General features: G+C 72.4%; 9 protein-coding genes. 8 read left to right on the top strand and 1 reads right to left on the bottom strand.

Translation table 11 applies throughout. The features are described from left to right. Positions 1-63: 63 nt before the first annotated feature. On the bottom strand, positions 64-2,043 hold the full coding sequence (locus tag ACFWHU_RS20460) for an AMP-binding protein (RefSeq protein WP_387226133.1): 1,980 nt from the start codon (positions 2,041-2,043) through the stop codon (positions 64-66). 303 nt (positions 2,044-2,346) lie between these two features. On the opposite strand from ACFWHU_RS20460, the gene ACFWHU_RS20455 reads away from it, so the two are divergent. From ACFWHU_RS20455 to ACFWHU_RS20420, 8 genes are all read left to right on the top strand, one after another. Further along, the gene (locus tag ACFWHU_RS20455; RefSeq protein WP_387226131.1) at positions 2,347-3,135 is read left to right on the top strand and encodes a thioesterase II family protein; all 789 of its coding nucleotides are present in this window, start codon (positions 2,347-2,349) and stop codon (positions 3,133-3,135) included. After that, positions 3,132-6,230 (top strand): condensation domain-containing protein, encoded by a 3,099-nt coding sequence (locus ACFWHU_RS20450; RefSeq protein WP_387226129.1) that lies wholly within the window; start codon positions 3,132-3,134, stop codon positions 6,228-6,230. Before ACFWHU_RS20455 ends, ACFWHU_RS20450 begins: the two co-directional genes overlap by 4 nt. A gap of 47 nt (positions 6,231-6,277) precedes the next feature. Beyond that, positions 6,278-6,478: an MbtH family protein gene (locus ACFWHU_RS20445; protein ID WP_385803172.1), complete on the top strand. Its 201-nt coding sequence runs from the start codon at positions 6,278-6,280 to the stop codon at positions 6,476-6,478. A 33-nt stretch (positions 6,479-6,511) separates the two neighbouring features. Further along, on the top strand, positions 6,512-10,963 hold the full coding sequence (locus ACFWHU_RS20440) for an amino acid adenylation domain-containing protein (RefSeq protein ID WP_387226127.1): 4,452 nt from the start codon (positions 6,512-6,514) through the stop codon (positions 10,961-10,963). A 71-nt stretch (positions 10,964-11,034) separates the two neighbouring features. Further along, entirely contained in the window at positions 11,035-12,039 is a 1,005-nt protein-coding gene (gene gntD, locus ACFWHU_RS20435; RefSeq protein ID WP_385803168.1) for a guanitoxin biosynthesis L-enduracididine beta-hydroxylase GntD, read from the top strand. 80 nt (positions 12,040-12,119) lie between these two features. Then, positions 12,120-14,729, top strand: coding sequence for an amino acid adenylation domain-containing protein (locus tag ACFWHU_RS20430; protein ID WP_387226125.1), 2,610 nt, complete (start codon positions 12,120-12,122; stop codon positions 14,727-14,729). A gap of 350 nt (positions 14,730-15,079) precedes the next feature. Continuing rightward, the gene (locus ACFWHU_RS20425; protein ID WP_387226123.1) at positions 15,080-16,933 is read left to right on the top strand and encodes a BTAD domain-containing putative transcriptional regulator; all 1,854 of its coding nucleotides are present in this window, start codon (positions 15,080-15,082) and stop codon (positions 16,931-16,933) included. Next, positions 16,914-19,385, top strand: coding sequence for a M28 family peptidase (locus tag ACFWHU_RS20420; RefSeq protein WP_385803162.1), 2,472 nt, complete (start codon positions 16,914-16,916; stop codon positions 19,383-19,385). Before ACFWHU_RS20425 ends, ACFWHU_RS20420 begins: the two co-directional genes overlap by 20 nt. The last annotated feature ends 54 nt before the right edge of the window (positions 19,386-19,439 follow it).

The raw sequence follows: 19,439 nt of genomic DNA, 5'->3' as shown, positions 1-19,439 counted from the left end.
GTCGTCCTCCGTTTCGTCACCGGACGTGGTCCTCCGCTTGGTTGCCGGGTGTGGGTGTCTGCCTCACTCGTGGGACATCAGGGTCTTGACCCGTTCCAGTGCGTCGGCGGGGGGCACTCCGTCGTCGGCCCAGCGCTGGGCCAGGCGTGCGGTCAGCTCGCGGGGCGACTGGGCGCGGAGGACGTCCTCGACGCGTACGGGGAGGGTGAGGGCGTCCTCGACCACCGCGGCGATCTCGGCGGCGCGCAGGGAGTCCCCGCCCATGGCGCTGAGGGTCTCGTCGGGTCCGCAGGACGGGACCTGGCAGACGGCGGCGAAGATGGAGGAGAGGAAGAGGGTGATGACTTCCGCCTCCTCCGCGGTGGCGGTGGCCGGTGTGGCGGTGACCGCGGTGCCGCCGAGTTCACCCGCGAGGTGGCGGGTGCGGGCCAGGGAGTGCTGGATCTTCCCGCTGGTGGTGCGGGGGATGCTGCGGGGCGGGCAGAGGACCACGGTGTGCACGCGGACTCCGGTGGCGGTGAGGACGCGGGTCCGGATGTCGGCGGCGACGGCCGCCGGGTCGTGGTCCTTGCCGACGACTTCGACGGCGATGACGACCTCTTCGTCGGGGCCGCTGAAGGCGGCGGCGGTGGGCCGTACGGCGGGGTTGTCCTCGGCGGCGGCCGAACAGAGGTCGTGGGCGTGGTGGTTGACGCCGTTCTGGATGAGGACGTCCTTGCGGCGGCCGGTGACGGTGAGGTGTCCGGCGCGCAGCCGGCCGAGGTCGCCGGTGCGCAGGCGGCGGGTGCCGTCGAGGAGGCCGAAGAGTTCGCTGTCGGGGGTGCCGGTGCTGTTCCAGTAGCCGCCGCTGATGCTGGGGCCGCTGATCCAGATCTCGCCCTCGGCGCCTTCGGGGACGGGCGTGTTGGTGTCGGGGTCGACGAGGGCGAGGGTGTGTCCGTCGATGACGGGGCCGCAGTCGACACGGCCGTCCTCGTCGACGATGTCGTGGGCGGTCCAGTGGCGTCCGGTGACGATGAGGGTGGCCTCGGCCAGTCCGTAGCAGGGCAGGAACGCCTCGGGGCGGAAGCCGTGGGCGGCGAAGCGCTCGGTGAACCGCTGGAGGGTCGCGGGCCGGATCGGTTCGGCGCCGTTGAAGGCGAGGCGCCAGGTGCTCAGGTCGAGTCCGGTGAGGTCGCCGGTGGCCGCGCGCCGGTCGCACAGGTCGTAGGCGAAATTCGGACCGCCGGTGTGGGTGATGCCGAGTTCGCTGATCTGCCGCAGCCAGGAGAGCGGACTCTTGAGGAAATGTACGGGGGACATCAATCGGACCGGAAATGCGCCGTGGACGGGCGTGAGTATGAATCCGATGAGCCCCATGTCGTGATAGGGCGGCAGCCAGGATACGACTCGCGCGGTTTCGTCGAGCTGGAACACCTCGGTAATCGCCTTGATGTTGGCGAGAAGATTCCGGTGTTCCAGAACGACGCCTTTGGGCTGTCCTGTGCTGCCCGAGGTGTACTGGATGAGTGCGGTGTCCTCGGGAACCGCGGCGGTACGCAGCAGTTCGGCGAGGACGTCCGGATCGGGGCCCCCGGCCCCGGCCGGGCCGGCGGTCTCCTCGACGGTGTCCTCGAGTGTGAGGACCCGCGGCAGGTCCTCGGCGCGCAGGCCCGAGGTGAACAGTCCGAGCACCAGCGGGTCGGCCAGCAGGGTGGTGGCCCGCGAGTCGTCGAGGATCCGGGTGAAGCGTGCCGTGATGCGGTCGGTGGAGCCGAACAGCGGCGGGTAGGCCGGAACGGCGGGCACGCCGGCGAGGAGGCAGGCCCAGACGGCGACGACGAAGTCCAGGCCGGGCGGGTAGAGCAGCAGGGCGGGGCCGTTCTGTCCGCCGTCGGCGCGCAGTCGCGCCGCCGTCCTGGTGGCTCGGGTCAGCAGTTCCCCGTACGTGAGGCTGTCCACTCGCCCGTCGTCGTGCAGGTACTCGTAGGCCGTCTGCTCGCCGCGGGTGGCGGCGTGCCCGACGAGGGTGTGCACGAGTGTGGGGCGGGCGGGGCTCGGCATCGGCGGACTCCATTCCCTCGGCCGCGGGCGGCCCGGTGTCGGATCGACGTATCAGGGAGAGTGCGGGGTTCGGTGGTGACTCGGCGCGAAGGCGACACACTTCGGCGCCGATGCAATTAAAAGCGTGCTGTCTCTCACTCGGCTCTCAGTTCCTTATCGCTCGCCTCTCAGGCCGGTATGCGGTCATTGAGCGCCCTTGGATGAAACTGGTAGGGATAGGATTCCGCACTGCGATCCGGTCGGTGAATCTGATCCGGTGGTGCCGATCCAGCACATTCTCGCGTTCTACGTTCGCCATCTCCGATGGAGGTAGATGTGCGCCCGACCCGACTGAGTAGTTCCCGTTGGTTCAGATCTTTCGGTGAAGTGGCCGATCCGGTCAGCGAGGTGGTGTGCTTTCCGCATGCCGGGGGCAGTTCCGCGGTGTTCCGGAGCTGGCACCGCTACACCTCGGCGCTGAAGATCACCGCGGTGCAGCTGCCGGGCCGGGAAGTGCGGCTCGGGGAAGCGCCGTTCCAGGAGATGACCACGCTCGTCGACGCCTTGGCGCCCGCGCTGAAGCCGCTGACCCGCCGGCCGTACGCGTTCTACGGGCACAGCATGGGGGCGCTGGTCGCCTTCGAGGTGCTGCGGCGGTTCGTGGAGCTGGAACTGCCGCTGCCCGTCGCGTTGTTCGTGTCGGGGCGGGACGCCCCGCAGTACGCGGACCAGGAGCAGGTGCACCACCTGCCGGACGCGGAGCTGCTGGACCGGTTGCGCGCCTGGGAGGGGATGGAGCCCCAGGAGCTTTCGCAGTACGCGGAGTTGGTGGCGCTGATGCTGCCCACCATCCGGGCCGATCTGACCTTGGCGGAGACCTACGGACATGTGCCGGGGCCGCCGTTGCCGGTGCCTGTGCGGGTGCTGCGCGGTACGCGGGACCCGCTGGTGCGGCCCGGGGACGCGGGCTGGGCCCGGCAGACGTCGGCGGACTGTTCGGTGCACGACTTCGACGGAGGTCATTTCTTCGTGCAGGACCACGAGAGGAGCGTCGTGACCTTCATCGAGACGGCACTTGGCGTATCAGCCGCGAAGGAGGCGGGGACCCAGTGAGCAGTTCCTCGTACGCCGGTGGTGTCGGCAGCGGCGAATCCCGCGACTACAGCGACTACTTCGTACTGCCGGCCGCGCCGGCGCAGCGCAGCCTCTGGTTCGTCTGCCAGCTGAACCCGCCGAGCAATGCCGCGTACAACGTGGTGAGCGCGGTGCGGCTGACGGGCGATCTGGATGTCGTGCTGCTCCAGCAGGCGGTCAACGCGGTGGTGGCGCGGCACGAGAGCCTGCGCACCGGAGTCGGCCTGGTCGACGGTGATCCGCACCAGTTGGTGCTGCCGGAGGCGCTGGTGTCGCTGCCGGTGGTCGACTGCGCGGCCCTGTCGCCCGAGGCGGCCGAGGCCCAGGTGCAGCGGCTGGCGCGGGAGCAGGCGGCGCTGCCGTTCGCCCTGGACGCGCCACCGCTGCTGCGGCTGGTCCTCGTGCGCGAGGCGGCGCGCAGGCACACCATGATCGTGACGATCCATCATCTGGTGTGCGACAGCTGGTCGATGGACGTGTTCTACGGAGATCTCGCCGACGCCTACCGGGGGTTGCGGGAGCGCGGCCGGTCCGGCTTCGGCGAACTGCCGGTGCAGTACGCCGACTATGTCGGCTGGCTGGACGAGCAGTTGGCCGGCGATCGGATGGATCGGATGGTCGCCCACTGGCAGGAGGCGCTCGGCGGTACGACGCCGCTGGAGCTCCCGGTGGACCGTCCCCGTGATCAGGGGCGCGGCGGGGACGGCGGCCGGGTGGAGGAGCGTCTGGACGGTCCGACGACGGCCGCGCTGGAGGAGCTGGCGAAGCGGTCCGGCGGGACGCTGTTCATGGTGCTGCTCACCGGTTTCATGGCGACGCTGGCCCGGGTGACGGGCCAGGAGGACGTGGTGGTGGGCACGCCGGTGGCGGGGCGGCACCATCCGGACTCGGAGCGGCTGGTCGGGTTCTTCGCGAACACCCTGGTGCTGCGGGCCCGGTTGCCGTTGCGCGGTGGGTTCGAGTCGGCGGCCGGGGTGGTGCGCGACGCCTGTCTGGGCGCGTTCTCGAACGACCGGATGCCGTTCGACCGGCTCGTGCAGGAGATTCGGCAGACCCGGGCACTGGACCGCAATCCGCTGTTCGACGTGATGTTCTCGATGCCGAACACGCCTGCGGCGGAGGTGCGGCTGCCCGGCCTGACCATGGCGCCGGTGGAACTGACCGGTACGGCCGCCAAGTTCGACCTGTGGCTGACCGTGCTGCCGGACGGGGACGGGCTGCGGCTCCAGCTGGACTACGACCGGGGCCTGTACGACGAGGCGACGGCGGCGCGGATCGTGGAGCTGCACCGGCTGGTGCTGGCGGACGCGCTGCGGGACCCGGCGGTCCCGGTGGGGGCGCTGCCCCTGGCGGACCTGGACGCGGACACGGTCACGGCAGAGGCGGAGGTGAGTACGGCCGCGGTCACTGTGCCGGAGCTGTTGGCGCGGCGCGGCGCGGACGACATGGTGCTGTCCTCGGCCGACGCCGTACTGACGCTGGGTGAGTTGCGCGAGTGGTCGGCGGATCTGGCCGGCCGGCTGCGGGCGGAGGGCATCGCCGGACCCGGCATGCGGGTGACCACTCCCCCGGTGCCGTCGGCGGCGCTGATCGCCGTGCTGCTGGCGGCGTTCGAGGTCGGCGCTGTGCCGGCGTACGGACAGCGGCACGACCGGGCGGGTGCGTTCGTCCGGCGGGCCGAGGAGGAGCCGGGCGGCTGGCTGATCACCACCGGGCCGCGGTTCGACCCGGTGGCGGACACGGGCGCGCCGGGGCCGGACGCGCCCGCCTGGTGGTCCGGTGACGGGGGCTCGGACGGGTCCGGGGCGACGCTGTCGCACGGGGCGCTGGCCGCCGCGCTGGCCACTGTGGCGGAGCGGCTGTCGGTGTCCGCGGAGGACGATGTGCTGCTGCTGGACGGCGGTGCCCCGCCGTCCCTGGTCGATCTGCTGATGCCGCTGGCCCACGCCCGCAGTCTGATGCTGTCGGGTGCGCAGGTGGCACCGGCCGGGCCGCCCGCCGCGTTCGTACTGGCCGATCCGCCGACCTGGCGGCGGGTGCTGACCGAGGGCTGGGAGCCTCCGCCCGGGGCCCGGCTCGTGTGTGTGGGCGAGGTACTCGCCCCCGACCTGGTGAGCATGCTGACGCGGACCGGCGGCACGGTGTTCCTGGGCCGCCCCGGCCCGCAGCCGATGGCGGTGCCGGCCGCGCTGGCCCCGCTGGACGAGGGTCGGGCGCGCCGGCTGGGACCGCCGCCGGCCGGGGTGGTGCGGAGCCTGCTGGACGTTCGGGGTGCGCCGGTGTCCGACGGCCTGGTCGGCGAGTTGTACGTCGCCGACGAGAGTGGCGCCGCCGTACCGGTGGGGCTGCGATGCCGGCGGGCCCGGGACGGGGCCCTGGAGGCGGTCGGGCCCGGCGAGGGCCGGCTGTTCGCCGGGGACCGCGCCGTACCTGCGGCGGCCGTCGAGCGGGTGCTCGCCGGTTTCCCGGGGGTGGGGGCCGCCGCGGTCACCACCGACGCCGGCGGGGCCCGCCTGATCGCCTGGCTGGTGCCGGACGGCAGCGTCGCGGCAGGCACCGAGCGGGAACGTGAGGCGCTCGCCGCGGACATCCGCGGCCGGGCCCGCTCCGCGCTGCCCGGCTACCGCGTACCGGCGGTCTTCGGGGTGCTGGACGAACTGCCCGTGGGTCCCGGTGGCGAGCCGGACCGGGGGGCGCTGCCGGCGCCGCCGGAGCAGCCGCCGCGCGAGGCGGTGGCGGACGTGGCGCCCCGCAACGGGGTGGAGCGCCGGGTGCTGGCGATCTTCCAGAACGCCCTGGGGCTGTCGGCGGTCGGAGTGCACGCCGACTTCTTCGGGCTCGGCGGGCACTCCCTGCTCGCCGCGAAACTGCTGAGCCGCGTCCGGGCCGAGTTCGGCCTCCAGGTTCCGGTGCGTGACTTCTTCCGGCTGCCGACCCCGGCCGGACTGGCCGAGGTCATCGAGGAACTCGAACGGGCCCGCGACCGCAGGCCCACCACCGACGAGGCGCTGCTCGCCCAGCTCGCCGGGATGTCCGACGACGAGATCGACCAGCTCCTGCGCCATCTGAACTGACCGCGGGACGTCCGAACCGACCACACGACACACCACGAGGAGCCCTCATGGGTATCGACGACGCCGACACCGTCTTCCAGGTCGTCACCAACGAGCAGGACCAGTACTCGATCTGGTTCGCCGACCGCGCGGTGCCCTCGGGCTGGGCCGCGAACGGTCCGGCCGGCACCAAGCAGGAATGCCTCAAGCACATCGAGCGGGTGTGGACCGACATGCGTCCTCGTTCGGTCCGCGAACGCTCCGCCTGATCGCATCCGACAGCTAGGACGGGAGTCCACCGAATGAGCGGGCAGCAAGAGATCAGTTCCCTGACGGCCGACGAGAAGCGCGCGCTCCTGGCGGGCCTCCTGGACGCATCCGCCAACGTCACCAGCAACCTCACCCTGGAACAGCGCCGCCTGTGGCTGCTGATCCAGCTGGACGAGAAGCGGCCCTGGCAGACCAGCGCCGCCGTACGGCTGACCGGCCGGACAGACCCGGCCGTACTCCAGCAGGCACTGTCGGCGAGTGTGCAGCGCCACGAGGTGCTGCGTACCACCTTCCGTACGGTGGACGGCCACCCGCTGGCCACCGTCAGGCCGGTGGCGTCACTGCGGCTGCCGGTGGTCCAGGTGGACCCGGACCGGCTCGACGCCGAACTGGCGCGGATCGCGGCCTCCGAGACCCGCCGCCGGTTCGATCTGGCGCAGGGTCCGCTGGTGCGGGCGAGCCTGCTGCGGCTCGGCGAGGACGACCACGTCCTCCTGCTGACGGTGCATCAGCTGGTCGCCGACCGGCGTTCGGTGCGGCTGCTCACCGACGAGGTCCTCTCCGGGTACGCGAACCTGCTCGGCGGGAGCGCGGAGGTCACCGCTCTCGCCGCCGAGCCGCAGGCTCTCGCCACCGCCCAGCGCGCCTGGCTGGCCGGCGACGAGGCCGAGAAGGACATCGAGTACTGGCGCGCCCGTACGGCGGGCCTGACCACCCTGGAGCTGCCCACCGACCGGCCGCGGCCGCCGGTGAAGACCATCGACGCCGATGTGGTGACGGTGCCGGTTCCGACGGAACTGCGCACCGAGCTGGACGCGTTCACGGCCGGCACCGGCAACAGGCTGTCGCGTCTGCTGCTCGCCGGGTACACCGCGGTGTTGTCCCGGCACGCCCAGCAGCAGGGATTCGCGGTCGGCGTACCCGTACCGCCGTCCTGGCAGGAGGGAGCCGGCGACCTGGTCGGCCCGCTGGAGAACACCCTGCCTGTGCGCTTCGACCTGGAGGCCGGCGAGACCCTGACCGGGCTGCTGCGGCGGACCGATTCGGCCCTGGACGAGGCACTGGCGCACGGCCGGCTGCCGTTCGAGCAGATCGTCGAGGCGGCGCAGCCCGCCCGCGACCTCAGCCACACCCCGCTGTTCCAGGCCCTGTTCGGCTTCGAGGAGGAGTGGAGCAGCCGGGAGCTGCCGGGCGCCGTCGCCAGTCCGGTGAACCTGCCGGTCACCTGGACCCCGCACGACCTCGACCTGTTCGCGGTCCGCCGCGACGGGGAACTGTCGCTGCGCGTCCACTTCAACACGGCGCTGTTCGACCGTGAGACCGCCGAGCGGCTGCTGGACCGGCTGCTGCTGCTCCTGAAGTCCGCGGTCGCCGAACCGGACCGGCCGCTGGCCGACTTCTCGCTGCTGTCCGGCCCGGACCAGGAGCGGCTCGCGGCGTGGAACGCGACCGGCGCCGAGCACGCCGGGCCGCGACTGCTGCACGAGCTGGTCGAGGAGGCGGCTGCGGCCGGCCCCGGCACCCTCGCGCTGACCTCCAGCACGGCGGAGCTGACGTACGCCTCGCTGGACCTGCGGGCCGAGGCGCTGGCCGCGCGGCTCGCCGGGCTCGGTGCGGGCCCGGAGACCCTGGTCGGCGTACTGGCCGACCGGTCGGTGCACACCATGGTCGCGCTGCTGGGCGTGCTGAAGTCGGGCGGCGCGTACGTGCCGCTGGACCCGTCGTACCCGGCGGACCGCATCGCGTCGATCGCCGAGGACGCGGGGATCTCCCTGGTCGTGGGGGACGAGGGGGCGCTGGACGGGCTCGCGGGCAAGCTGCCGGGCCTGGAGCGGGTGGCGGTGCCGACCGCCGATCCCGAGGGCCCGGTGACCCGGCCTTCCGTGGAGGTCGCGCCGGACAGCCTGGCGTACGTCATCTACACCTCCGGGTCCACCGGCCGCCCGAAGGGTGTGGCGGTGGAGCACCGGCAGATCGTGCACTCCACGCTGGCCCGTTCGGTGATCGAGGCCCCGGGGCTGCCGGAGCGCTATCTGGTGCTGGCTCCGTTCACCTTCGACGCGTCGGGCGGCGGCCTGTACTGGACGCTGCGCCGCGGCGGCACCGTCGTCGTGCCCAACGAGACGGAGGTGCTGGACCCGCGGCTGCTCGGTGCGCTGATCCGGGACAAGGAGGTCACCCACGTCGACGGTGTGCCCTCGCAGTACGCGGTGCTGCTGGAGGCCGAGCCGGAGGCGTTCCCCTCCGTACGGACGACCGTGCTGGCCGGTGAGGTGCTGCCGCCCAGCCTGGTCGAGGCGCATCTGCGGCGCTCCCCGGATGTGGCGCTGTTCAACGAGTACGGTCCGACCGAGGCCACCGTCTGGGCGTCCGTCCACCCGGTGACCGCGACGGACGCGGCGTCCGGCCGGGTGCCGATCGGTAACCCGATCCCCAACACCCGTCTGCACCTGCTGGACAAGCGGCTGAGCCCGGTGCCGCCCGGCGTGCCCGGCGAGCTGTACATCGGCGGCGGCGGCGTGGTCCGCGGTTACGTCAGCCGGCCGGGGATGACGGCGGGGAGCTTCCTGCCCGACCCGTTCTCCGAGGAGCCGGGAGCCCGTCTGTACCGGACCGGGGACCTGGCCCGCTACCGGCAGGACGGCAGCGTCGAGTTCCTGGGACGTGCCGACACCCAGGTCAAGATCCGTGGCTTCCGGATCGAACTGACCGAGATCGAGAACGTCCTGCGCCGGCACCCGCTGGTCGCCGAGACCGCGGTGATCGCGCGGGAGGACCAGCCGGGCGTGCAGCGCCTGGTGGCGTACGTGGTCCCGGTCGTCGGCCGGGTGCTGACCAAGGAAGCCCTGATCAAGCACGTACTGGCGCAGGTGCCCGACTACATGGTGCCGGGCGCGTTCGTGACGCTGGAGCGGATACCGCTCACGCCGAACGGCAAGGTCGACACCGCGTCACTTCCCGTGCCCGACCTCGGCATCGAGGACTTCGTGGAGCCCGGGACCCAGCTGGAGGCGGAGATCGCGGAGACCTTCTGCTCTCTGCTGGGCGTGCCCGCGGTCAGCGCGGTGGCCGACTTCTTCGAACTCGGCGGGAACTCGCTGCTGGTGGCGCGGCTGACCGCGCAGCTGGCGCGGACGCACGACGTGACCCTGCCGGTGGAGCAGATCTTCCGGGTGCCCACGGTGGCCGGCGTCGCCGCGGCGATCGAGGAGGACCGGCGGCAGCGGGACAACGTGGACAGCGAGGTCCTGTACGCGCAGCAACTGGAGGAGCTGCACGAGGAGGTCCGGCTGCCCGAGGAGATCACCCCCGGGGACCTGCCGCACTCCGAGTGGTTCAACCCGCGGCACGCGCTGGTCACCGGTGCCACCGGTTATCTGGGCGCGTTCCTCGTGGTGGAGCTGATCAAGAGCACCGAGGCCCTCGTGCACTGCCTGGTCCGGGCGGAGAGCGAGGACGCGGCGTGGGAGCGCATGGAGCAGACCCTGCGCACCTACCACGCGTGGGACGAGTCGTACCGCTCCCGGATGCGCATGGTCATCGGTGACCTGGCCAAACCGCGGCTGGGTCTGGGCCCGGAGGAGTTCGCGGCCTGCGCGTCCCAGATCGACGTGATCTACCACAGCGGCGCGGTGGTCAACTTCACCTACCCGTACGAGGCGGCCCGGCCGGCCAACGTCGAGGGCACCAAGGAGGTGCTGCGGCTGGCGACGACTCAGACGCTGAAATCGGTCCACTTCATCTCCAGTGTGGACGTCTTCATGGGCAGCGGGGCGGAGCGCCCGTTCACCGAGGAGGACCTGGACAGCGGGCCGATCCGGATTCCGACCGGCTACCCGCGCAGCAAGTGGCTGGCCGAGAAGATCATGTACATCGCCCGGGAGCGGGGTATCCCGCTGACCGTGCAGCGCCCGTGGATGATCACCGGCCACGCCGAGACCGGCGCTTCGCACCACACCGACTACCTGTACGTGTATCTGCGGGGCTTCCTCGACCTCGGGGTGCTGCCGCTCTACAACGACGTCATCAACGCGGTGCCGGTGGACTTCACGGCTCAGGCCGTCGTCTACACCTCGCTCCGGGAAGAGAACTTCGGGAAGAACTTCAACATCACCAACCCGGCACCCACCACGATGCAGCAGTGCTACCAGTGGCTGCGGTCGTTCGGCTACAACCTCGACGTCATCGACGAGGAGGACGCCAGGCAGCGGGCGCTGAACGTCGACGAGGACCACATCCTGTTCCCGATGACCCCGCTGCTGCGGGTCGCCACGATGCGGCACGCCGCGCTCGACCCGGAGCTGCAGAAGCAGATCAACCCGATGGACGAGTGCCGGGTACTGACCGAGGCCCTCGAGGGTTCGGGCATCAGCTGCCCGCCGGTGGCCGAGGAGTGGGCGCACTCCTGCTTCCGGTTCCTGGTGGACGGCGGTTACCTGCCCGATCCCGAGACCTTCGTCGTGCCGCAGGCCAACGTCAACTGACCGTCAGGACAAGGAGAACTCGTGAACACACGAGGACGCTTCCATACGGATCGTTGGGGAGTTGAGCGCCGATGATCCGATACGTGGACCTCGACGCGGCCGAAGGGGCCGCTCTGGACACGCTCACCCGCTCGGTCCTGCGGGACCACGGGGCGAGCAGCGCCCCCTCCCTGCTGGACGACCTGTCCGTGCAGGCCCACCGGCTGCCACCGCGCCTGATCCAGGAGCTGCGGGAGTTCCGGAACGCGGAGACGGCCTCCTGCCTGGTCGTGCGGGGCCTTCCGGTGGACGACAACCGGCTCGGGCCGACCCCGCTGGACTGGCGGGAGCCACCCAGGGAACCGGAGTCGGCGGTGCATGAGGTGTCTCTCATGCTGGCGACCGCGCACCTCGGAGACCTGTTCGGCTGGTCGACCCTCCAGAACGGGAGGCTGGTGCACGACGTGCTGCCGGTCCCCGCTCACGAGAACGACCAGAGCGGCCACGGGACGGTGGAGCTGGCCTGGCACACCGAGGACGGCTTCCACCCGTACCGCTGCGACTATCTGCTGCTGCTGGGACTGCGGAACCATGACGCGGTGCCGACGGTGGTGGCCGGGGTGGACGAGGTGACGCTGACGGACGAGCAGCGGGAGGTGCTGGGCCAGTCCCGGTTCCTGATCCTTCCGGACACCGAGCACCTCAAGCACGCCCGGAAGCTCACCGAGAACCGGGGCAGCCTGCACGCGGTACAGCGGATGCAGGACGATCCGGAGCCGGTCGCCGTGCTGTTCGGGCATCCGGACCGGCCGTACCTGCGGATCGACCCGGCGTTCATGTCGCCGCTGCCGGGTGATCAGGAGGCCGCGGCGGCGCTGACGGCGCTGACCGGGGAGCTGCAACGGAACCTGACCGAAGTGGCGCTGGCCCCCGGTGACCTGCTGGTGATCGACAACTACCGGGCGGTGCACGGCAGGAGCGCGTTCAAGGCCCGGTTCGACGGGACGGACCGCTGGCTGAAGAAGGCGGTCGTCACCCGGGATCTGCGCAAGTCGCGGGCCCACCGGGAGACTCCGGCGGAGCGCGTCCTGCTCTGACGGGCCGTGGGAGCAGACAGAAGCGGCCGGACGCCCGTCCGGCCGCTTCACCACGACTTCACAACAGGAGGAAGCGAGCCATGTCCGCATCCGTGCCCATGTCCGTTCCCGCAGCCGGCCCGACGGCTGTTCCTTCGGCTGTTCCGGCGGGTGTTCCTTCGCCCGGTCCGGCGGGTGTTCCGGCGGACGGCCGCTCCTGTCTCACCACCGGCACGTGGGTGGTCGACGGCCGACCGGACCTGCGCGCGCTGCGGGCACGGGTCGCGGCCCGGGTTCCGGAGGTCCCGCTCACCGTGCACGATCTGGTGACCGGCGGGACGGACAGTACGGAGTGGGGCGAACTGGTACGGGAGGAGACCGCCGCCGCCGAGGTGGAACCGGGGCCCGCCCGGGTGCTGTTGGCCCGGCTCGGCGAGGAGAGGTTCCTCCTGGTGGTGGTCACCGCGGACCCGCTGCCCCCGGCGGCGGTGCTGCGGTGGCTGCTGACGGACGACACCGCGTTCCCGGCCGGACCGGAGAGCGGACCGGAGGGTCCGTTCGCGGACTTCGCCGGGGCGCGGAGCACCCCCACCGAGGGCGCGGCGCCGGAGCCGCCGACCGTCCTGAGCGGCGGCGGGCGGGCCTCCGGGAACGCGCGGACCGTGCGCGTCCCGGCCGGACCGGCCACCGCACGGCTGCGGGCCACCGGGGTGCCCGTCGAGGCGGGCCTGGCTGCCGCCGTCGCGCTGCTCCTGGTCCGCTGCGGCGGCTCGCCCGGGACAGCGCTGGTCGTCGCGTCCGACACCCCCGTGGCGGTCACACCGCGGGTGGCCGAGACCGGGTCCGGCGCCGCCGCCCTGCGGTGGGCCGGGGACGCGGTCGCCTCCGGTGTCCCGATCCCCCCGGGGTTCCGCGCGGCACTCGCGCTGGCCCCCGGCGGCGAACCGGAGCCGGAGCGGGTCGGCGCGTACACCGCGCTGCCGGTCCGGGTGCCGGACGCGGTCGCCCACCACGGGCTGCTGGTCCTGCTGGAGGGCGACCGGCTGCGTGTGGACCACGACACCGGTCTGTACGAGGAGACGGCCGTCGACACCTTCGCGCGACGCCTGCTCGCCGTGCTGGACGGACTGCTGGACGACCTGCCGGTGCACGAGATCGACGGCGTCACCGAGCCTGAGCGGACCGCGCTCGACGGCTGGTCGCGCGGCGCCGAGGGATCATTTCCCTCGCTCTGCCTGCACACCCTGGTCGAGGAGCACGCCGCACGGACCCCGGGCGCGCTCGCCGTACTGTGCGGGGACACCGAACTGACCTACCGTCAACTGGACGAGGACGCCAACCGGGTGGCCCGGCAGCTCCGCGCGGCCGGGGTCGGTCCCGGCCGGCTCGTTGCCCTGCTCACCGAGCGCGCCGCCTGGTCGGTGACCGCGATGCTCGGCACGCTGAAGGCCGGCGCGGCCTATGTCCCGATCGAGCCGACGTACCCGCCCGAGCGGATCCGGCACATCCTGACCGACTCGGGGGCCGTGGCACTGCTCGCCACCCGGAGGCCGGAATTCTCCGTCCCCGTACCGGTGCTGCCGGCCGAGGGGGCCGCCGGGCTGCCCGGCACCTCCCCCGGTGTTCCGGTCACCCCCGACGATCTGGCGTACGTCATCTACACCTCCGGCTCCACCGGGGAACCCAAGGGCATCGGGGTGCACCACCGGGCGATCGTCGCGTCGACGGCTGCCCGTGCGGCGGCCGGCCCGCCGCCCGGCCGGGACCTGGTGCTGCCGCCGCTGTGCTTCGACGGGGCGGCGGGCGGCATGTTCTGGGCCCTGACCGCCGGCGGCGCGGTGGTGCTGCCGACCGAGACCGAGGCGCACGACCCGATGGCGCTGCGGAAGCTGCTGGAGCTCGCGGCCGTCACGCACATCCACGCGGTGCCCTCGCACTACCGGATCGTTCTCCAGGTCGCGGACCGGGACGTGCTCGGCCGTTTCGCGATGGTGGCCGTGGGCGGGGAACCGCTGAGCCCGGACATCGTGGCCGAGCACCTGCGGCTCTGTCCGGACACACCGCTGTTCAACGACTACGGGCCCACCGAGTGTGCGGTTTGGGCCACCACGCACCGTTGCGGCCCGGCCGAGGCGGCCGGTGCGGGCATCCCGATCGGGCGTCCGGTGCCCGGTTACCGGGCGTATGTACTGGACAACAGACTGCGGTCGGTACCGCCAGGAGTGCCGGGCGAGATCCACCTGGGCGGGCCCGGAGTGGCCCGTGGCTACCACCGGCGGGCGGCGCTGACCGCGGAGCGGTTCCTGCCGGATCCCTTCGAGGCCGGCGGGCGTCTCTACCGGACCGGGGACCGCGGCTGGTGGGGGGACGACGGCCGGCTGCGCATTCTCGGCAGGGTGGACCACCAGGTCAAGGTGCGCGGGTTCCGGATCGAACTGGGCGAGGTCGAGGCGGCGGTCCGCAGACACCCCGCGGTGACCGATTGCGCGGTGCTGCTGCGCCGGGAGGACGCGGGGGAACGGCTGATCGCGTTCGTGGTGCTGGGAGCCGGGGCGACGGCCTCGGAGTTGCACGAGAAAATAGCCGAGACGCTTCCCGGGCCGATGCGCCCGGATCACATCACCGTGCTGCCCGAACTGCCGAGAACACCTGGTGGAAAGGTCGACGCACTGGCCCTGCGCACGATGGCGATTTCAGGCCAACGGGCATAGATGCCGGCCGATCGATACCCCGCCGATAGCCACCTCCATGGGACCGCACTATTCAAGCCAGTCCGCATTGTGCACAGTGTAAAGAATCCCGGCCGGTGGAAAAGTTTCTCCGAACAAATTCCATGGTCACGACCAAGCCGGGGTATGGACATGACGCCCGATGCTCTCCTAAAGTTCCCTGCTGGCCTGCAAATAGCTTCGGCGCCCGGAGGATGATCTTGCCGATCCACAATGGATATTCATCTCTCAATACAGGTCACCCCCAAGAGGGACTGGACGACAATGGCCGTGACATTTTCTTTCGCATCCTGGGACCATTACAGGTAATCATTCACGGCAAGCCAATTCGCGTGGGCAGGAATCGCCAGCTGACGGTGCTCGCGGCCCTGTTGCTACATGCGAACCGAATCGTGCCGGTCAATTCGCTGATCGACGCCGTGTGGCGCTCCGCTCCTCCGGCCACCGCGGACAAGCAGATCCAGACCTGCGTCTGGCGCCTGCGGAACGCCTTCGCCGCCGCCGGTGCGCCGGTCGACCTCATCGAGACCGAGCAGGGCGGCTACCGGATCCGGCTCGGCGACGAGGACCTCGACGCCCACGCGTTCGAGAAGGCCGTACGCCGGGCCCGGGAGCTGGTGACTGTCGGCGAACTGGAGTCGGCCACCGCCGAATACCGCAGCGCCCTGGCCCTCTTCCGCGGGCAGCCGCTCGCCGACCTCTCGGGACCGCTCACCTACGCGGTGGCCGCGCACTGGGAGGAACGCCGCTTCTCGGTCCTGGAGGAGTGGCTCGACGTGGGCCTGACACTGGGCCGGCACGCCGAACTCATCAGCGAGCTCAAGCCGCTTGTCGCCGAATACCCGATGCGCGAGCGGCTGTGCGCCCAGCTGATGACCGCCCTGCACCTGTCCCAGCGGCGGGCGGAGGCGCTCACCGTCTACCGCAACAACCGCCTCACCCAGATCAACAATCTCGGTCTGGAGCCGGGCCCCGGACTCCAGGAACTGCACCAGAAGATCCTGTCCGGTGAGCCGATCGCACCACCGCCCGCCGTGTCGTACCAGCCCTGGCCGCCCGCCAAGGTGCCGGCCCAGTTACCGGCGCGGGTGAAGGACTTCACCGGCCGGCGCGACCTGCTCCACCGCATCACCTCGGACCTGCGCGCGGACGGCGGGCCGCGCGTGGTGGCGCTGGCGGGATGCGGCGGCACCGGCAAGACCGCGCTCGCCATCCATGTCGGCCACGGCCTGCAACAGCGCTTCCCGGACGGCCGGCTCTACGCCGACCTGCACGGACAGACCGACCCCGCGGCCCCGCAGGAGGTGCTGCACGGCTTCCTCGACGCGCTCGGCGTGCCCGAACAGCGCATCCCGGCGGGCCTCGCCGCCCGCGCCGCGCTGTTCCGCAGCGTGACTGCCAACAAGCGGCTGCTCATCCTGCTGGACGACGTGGCCGAGTCCACGCGGTACGAGTCCCTGCTGCCCAGCGGCGAGAGCGCGGTCCTGTGCACCGGCCGGGCCAGCCTTCTGAAGATCCCCGGCCTGACCGAGTACAGCGTCGACGGGCTGCCCACCGACGAGGCCCTGGACCTGCTCGCCTCCCTGGTGGGCGTGGAGCGGGTCTTCGCCGAGGTCGACAGCGCCAGGCGGATCGCCCAGCTCTGCGGACATCTGCCGCTGGCCATCCGGGCCGCCGGAGCGCGGCTGCGGGCCCGCCCGCGCTGCACCCTGCGCAGCTTCACCGACCGTCTGGCGACCCAGCAGAATCGTATCGACGAACTCTCCATCGGCTGCCTGGACATGGGAGCGCGGCTCACGTCCTCCCTCGACCAGCTGCCCCCGGCCGGGTACCGGCTGTGGCTCCGGCTCAGCCTGTGCGACCTGGAGTACGTCCCCGAGTGGATGGCCTCCGCCGTCTCCGACCGGCCCGGCGAGGACACCCAGCGACTGCTGGACACCCTGGTCAACCTGCACCTGCTGACGGTCGCCCCCGGCGGGATACCCGGCGGCCCCACCTACGCGTTCAACCCGCTGGTCCGCGACCACGCCCGGCAGCGCGCCGCGGCGGAACTCGGCGCGGTGGCGGAGCAGGACGTGCTCGACCGCATCGAACTCGCCCTGTGCGGGCGGGAGAGCACCGCCGGGGTGCCGCGCGGATACCGGCCGAGTGAGGGATCCACGGTCTATGGCACACGGGCGGTATGACACCAGCGCGGGCGGTACCCCGCCCAAGAGCCGGGAGGCGTCCGCTCCCGACCCTGTCGGCCCGCGGGATCCCCACCCCGACGGGCAGGCTCGCGACAGCCCCGGGGAGCCCGGCACCGACCGGCGGGAGCCCGGCGACGGGCCGCCGGGAGCGGACCGTGGCACCGTGGCCCGCTGGGTGTTCCCGGTGGCTGTCGCCGTCTTCGCGGCGCTCTGTCTGTCCCTGGTGATCCTGGACGGCCGGATGCCCGCCGCCCGCGGCCCGGACGCCCCCGCCGACACCTTCTCGGCCGCCCGCGCCACCGCGCACGTACGGGAGATCGCCGCGGCCCCACGGCCCAGCGGCTCCGCCGCGCACACGCGGGCCCGCGAACACATCGTCCGTACGCTCACCGCGCTGGGCATCGACACCGAGGTGCACACCGGGGCGGCGGCCGCCCACCGGCCGGACCTCTCCCCCATCGGCGCCGACTCCCGGTACGCCGGTCTGCGGCTGGAGAACGTGGTCGCCCGCATCCCCGGCACCGCGAGCACGCGTCCCGTCGCGCTGGTCACCCACTACGACTCCACCGAGGCCGGGCCCGGCGCCAACGACGCGGGGGTCCCGGTCGGGGTGCTGCTGGAGACGGCCCGCGCGCTCCGTACCGGACCGCCCCCGCGCAACGATGTCCTGTTCGTGTTCACCGACGCCGAGGAGAGCGGCCTCCTCGGCGCGCAGGCCCTGGTGAACGCTCCGGGCGTGCTGCCGCCCGACGCGGTGATCCTGAACTTCGAGGCGCGGGGCAGCCGTGGGCCGAGTCTGATGTTCGAAGCGGGTCCTGACACCGCCTGGCTGGTCAAGACCCTCGCCGGGAAGGTACCGGGCGCGCGGACCGATTCGCTGCTCGACGCCGCGTACGACTACATGCCCAACCTCACCGACTTCACGGTGTTCCAGGAGGCCGGACACCAGGGGCTGAACCTGGCCTACCTGGACGGCTACACCCACTACCACGGGGCCACCGACACCCCGGAGCAGGTCGACCCGGCCACCGTCCAGCACCAGGGCGGGCAGGCCCTCGGTCTGGCCCGCGCACTCGGCTCCGCCGATCTGGCGCGTACGCCGGCCGGGGACTCCGCGTACTTCCAGGCCGCGGGATGGTTCGTCTCCTATCCGCTGGGCGCGGCCCTGCCCGCCGCGCTGGCGGTGGCCGGGCTCGGTCTGGTGCTGCTGCTGCGGCTGCGCGCCCGGGGCGTGCTCGGCGTGGGCGACACCTGCCGGGGGTTCCTCGTCGCCCTCGGTCAACTGGTGCTCGCCGCCGGGGCCGCGTTCGTCCTGGCCCCGCTGACGGCGTCCGGACGCGTCGAGTTCGATCACTACTACGACATCGGCGGGCACGGTCCGGCCCTCGCCGGGTTCCTGGTGCTCACCCTGGCCGTCGGCAGCACGCTGGCCCTGGTCGCCCGGCGGTGGGCCGCTCCCCGGGCACAGGTGGCGGGCGCGATGCTGCTGTGGATTCTGCTGTCCGGTGCGAGCGCGGTGGCGCTGCCCGGCGGCAGCCATGTGTTCATCTGGCCCGCGCTGGGTCTGCTCGCCGCGGCGGCCGTGCTCACCTCCCGAGCCGGAACGACCGTACGGGGCAAGGTACTTGCCGCCGCACTGGGGACCGTCCCGGTCGCCCTGCTGGTGTTCCCGCTGCTGCCGCTGCTCACCGTCGCCCTGGGCCTCGGCGTGGTCGCCGTGCCGGTGGCCGTGGCGGCGCTGCTCACGGCCCTGCTGCCGGGGGTGCTGCCGAGCATGCCGCGGCTGCTGCCGGTGACCGCCGCCGTGGTGGCGGCGGCCGTGCTGGTGGGCATCGCCCTGCTGCCTCCGGAGCGCGAGCGCCATCTGCGGGCCGATCTCGCCTACCTGTGGGACGCCGACCGGCGTACGGGCCACTGGCTGAGCCGGGCCCCGTCGGACGACTGGAGCGACCGGTTCCTGCCCGCGGACGCCGAGCGCGGTTCCGTGACCGACCTCTGGCCGGGCTGGCGGGTACCCGTACGGCGGGGCCCGGCCGAGGAGTTCCCGTCGCCCGGTCCCCGGATCACCACCAAGGTGCTCGGGGGCTCGGAGGCAGGGGGACGGCGGGTCCGGCTGACGGCGGTCTCCGAGCGCGGCGCCGGCGAGCTGGTGATCCTCGTCAGCGGGGCCGCCGTCCGCGGCTGGTCGCTGTCCGGGGTGCCCGGAGAGTTCGCGGACGACCCGGCCGGGGACGCGCCCTGGGAACTGTGGGTCCGTCAGGTGCCCGAGCGGGGCGCGGAGCTGGAACTGGAGCTGGCGCCGGGACCGGCGAAGATCAGGGTCATCGACCGCACTCCGGGGCTGCCGGGCCCGGCCGGCGACGGGCCGGACGGCACCCGGGCACCCGCCCTCGGGATCGCCTCCGTCGGGGAGGCGACCCTGGTCGCCACCACGCGCGTCCTGGAGTGAGAGCCGAAAAGCCCGCTGTGCCGGAGCCCGGCCGCCGTTCGGCGGCCGGGCTCC

Source organism: Streptomyces sp. NPDC060366, from assembly GCF_042725135.1.
In the GTDB taxonomy this organism is placed as follows: Bacteria; Actinomycetota; Actinomycetes; order Streptomycetales; family Streptomycetaceae; genus Streptomyces.
This window is presented reverse-complemented; position numbering and strand designations above follow the sequence as displayed.